The sequence below is a fragment of the Streptomyces sp. 8L genome, assembly GCF_020176795.1.
Lineage (GTDB): Bacteria > Actinomycetota > Actinomycetes > Streptomycetales > Streptomycetaceae > Streptomyces.
Map to the genome: position 1 here is coordinate 1 of NZ_JAIUKE010000157.1, position 3,083 is coordinate 3,083.

The window sequence follows — 3,083 nt, forward strand, 5'->3', positions numbered from 1 at the left end:
CCGCGCTCGCGGGGGCGGACTGATGAGGCGGTACGGATGTGCGGGCGGGGTGTGCGGATCGGAGAGGCGGGATGCCCGGGGGCGGCGTCGGCTTCGCGGCCTTCGCGCCGCCACCCGGTTCGGAGGTACGGAGTGTGTGCCCTTGCGGGGCCGGGCGACACGGTAGCGGACCGGCTGGGCGGTGAACGGGGCCGCGTGGCAGGTACGTTCGGGGACGGGGCTCGTGTCAGACGCGCAGCACCTGCGGGCCGAGGAGCGTGTAGCGCTGCGCCTCGGCCGAGGAGAGGCCCGCGTCGGTGACGATGGTCTCGAAGTCCGCCACCTCCGCGAACCGGCAGAAGCTGACGGCCCCGAACTTGGTGTGGACACTGGTCAGGACGCGCCGTCTGGCACTGCGCATGGCCTGGGACTTGACCTCACTGACGGCGGGGTCGGGGGTGGTCAGGCCGTACTCGCGGGAGATGCCGTTCGACCCGATGTACGCCAGGTCGATGACGAACTCGGAGAGCATGCGGGTGGTCCAGTGGTCGACGGTCGCCATGGTGGAGCCGCGCACCCGGCCGCCGAGGAGGAGCACCGCCGTCTTCTCCGCCCCCGCGAGCGCGGTGGCCACGCCGAGGGAGGCGGTCACCACCGTCAGGGGCCGGTCCCTCGGCAGCGCCTCGGCCACCAGCCTCGGGGTGTAGCCCTCGTCCACGAAGACGGTCTCGGCGTCGCCGAGCAGATCGGCGGCGGCCCTCGCGATGCGGGACTTCTGCGGTACGAGCCGGGTCGTGCGCACCGCCAGAGTGGTTTCGAACCCCGCGCTCTCCACCGGGTACGCGCCGCCGTGCGTCCTGCGCACGAGGCCGTGCTCCTCCAGCGCGCGCAGGTCGCGGCGTACGGTCTCCCTCGCGACGGACAGCTCGGCGGCCAGTTCGGTGACGTCCACGGCGCCGTCCCTGCGGGCGACGTCGAGGATCGTTCGTCGGCGTTCGTCGGGGTCCACTGCACACTTCCCTGCTTGCTGCTCACTCGGCCCATGTGCCCGCTCGGGTCCCGTACCCGTTCGGGCTCATGCGTCGTTTGTACAAGCAACGCCCCGCGCTGGACCAGCTTCTTCGCCAAAGCCGCTGTGCCCGTTCCTGCCCGTTTCCCCGATCGGCTTTGAGCAGGTCATGACCGATCGGGCGCCCGCCCCCGCCCGGATCGGTGCCCGATCGCGCCATCGGGCCGCCCGCTCCGTGCCCGACCTCGCGCTCGGGCCCGGCGCCGCGGGCGCCCGATGACGCCCGGTTCCGGGCACGGTCCGCGCCGCGCGGCACGCGACGCGGAATGAACGGTGCCGGTGCGCGATTGACGATCAGCAGGCAGGGCCGTCCGGGGACCGAGAGGGAGGGCCGTCCGGGGGCCAGGGCCCAGGACGACACGGACACCACCAGGTCCAGCCCCCGGCCTCGACCAGCCGCGCACCATAAGCTGGAAATCCGTTCCACCATGGCGGTCGATCGAACTGCCGGACACGACGAAAACCGAGAGAAGGCAGGGTCCCAATGAGCAGCACAGCCCAGATCGGCGTCACAGGACTTGCCGTCATGGGGCGCAATCTGGCCCGGAACTTCGCACGCAACGGATACACCGTCGCCCTGCACAACCGAACCTCCGCGCGCACGCGTGAACTCATCGAGGAGTTCGGGGACGAGGGTGATTTCATCGCCACCGAGAGCGCCGAGGATTTCGTGGCGTCCCTGGAGAAGCCCCGGCGCCTCGTCGTCATGGTGAAGGCCGGGGAGCCCACGGACGCGGTGATCGCGCAGTTCGCGCCGCTCCTGGAGTCCGGCGACATGATCATCGACGGCGGCAACGCGCACTTCGCCGACACGCGCCGCCGTGAGCAGGAGCTCCGTCGGCAGGGCATCCACTTCGTGGGCACCGGGGTCTCCGGCGGAGAGGAAGGAGCCCTCCACGGACCCAGCATCATGCCGGGCGGCAGCAAGGAGTCGTACGCGTCGCTCGGGCCCATGCTGGAGAAGATCTCCGCGAAGGCCAAGGACGGGGCTCCGTGCGTCACGCACATCGGCCCCGACGGGGCCGGCCATTTCGTGAAGATGGTCCACAACGGCATCGAGTACGCCGACATGCAGCTCATCGGCGAGGCCTACCAGCTGCTGAGGGACGTGGCCGGCTACTCCCCCGCGCAGATCGCGGAGGTCTTCCGCACCTGGAACTCCGGGCGCCTGGACTCCTACCTCATCGAGATCACCGCGGAAGTGCTCTCGCACGTCGACGCGGCGACCGGCAAGCCGTTCGTGGATGTCGTGCTCGACCAGGCAGAGCAGAAGGGCACCGGCCGCTGGACCGTCCAGATCGCCCTGGACCTCGGCGTTCCCGTGTCCGGGATCGCCGAAGCGGTCTTCGCCCGCGCCGTCTCCGGCCACGCCCGCCTGCGCGAAGCCTCCCGGCACCTCGCGGGACCCACCGCCCGCCCGCTGGGCAAGGACGAGGCAGCGGCCTTCGCCGACAAGGTCGAACAGGCTCTGTACGCCTCGAAGATCGTCTCGTACACGCAGGGCTTCCACGAGCTCGCCGCGGGCAGCGAGCAGTACGACTGGGACATCGACCTCGGCAGGATCGCCGCGATCTGGCGCGGCGGCTGCATCATCCGCGCGGCCTTCCTCGACCGGATCACCGGCGCCTACGAAGCACAGCCCCAGCTGCCGAGCCTTCTCGCCGACAAGGGCTTCGCCGACGAGATCGCCGCCGCGCAGGACGACTGGCGCGCCGTCGCCTCCACCGCTGTCCTCCAGGGCGTACCCACTCCCGGCTTCACGGCCGCCCTCGCCTACTACGACTCCCTGCGTGCCGAACGCCTCCCCGCGGCCCTCACCCAGGGCCAACGCGACTACTTCGGCGCCCACACCTACCGCCGTACCGACCGGGACGGCACCTTCCACGTCCTGTGGGGCGCGGACAAGAGCGAAGTCGAGAGCTGACCCGCCGCCCGCTCCGGCCGTCGGCGGCCGTTTGTTTCCCCGCTGCCGCGGCCTCCTGACCGCCCGCCGCGGCAGCGGGAGCACGGCGGAGGGGCGGTGGCCCAACGGGCG

Annotated in this window: 2 protein-coding genes; one reads left to right on the plus strand and one right to left on the minus strand. The window is 71.3% G+C overall.

The annotated features are described in order from the left end of the window. Positions 1-226 precede the first annotated feature (226 nt). Positions 227-988: a DeoR/GlpR family DNA-binding transcription regulator gene (locus LCE31_RS15030; RefSeq protein WP_225014756.1), complete on the minus strand. Its 762-nt coding sequence runs from the start codon at positions 986-988 to the stop codon at positions 227-229. 544 nt (positions 989-1,532) lie between these two features. On the opposite strand from LCE31_RS15030, the gene gndA reads away from it, so the two are divergent. After that, a complete protein-coding gene (gndA, locus tag LCE31_RS15035) occupies positions 1,533-2,972 on the plus strand; it encodes an NADP-dependent phosphogluconate dehydrogenase (protein ID WP_225014757.1) in 1,440 nt (479 codons plus the stop codon). Positions 2,973-3,083: the final 111 nt, after the last annotated feature.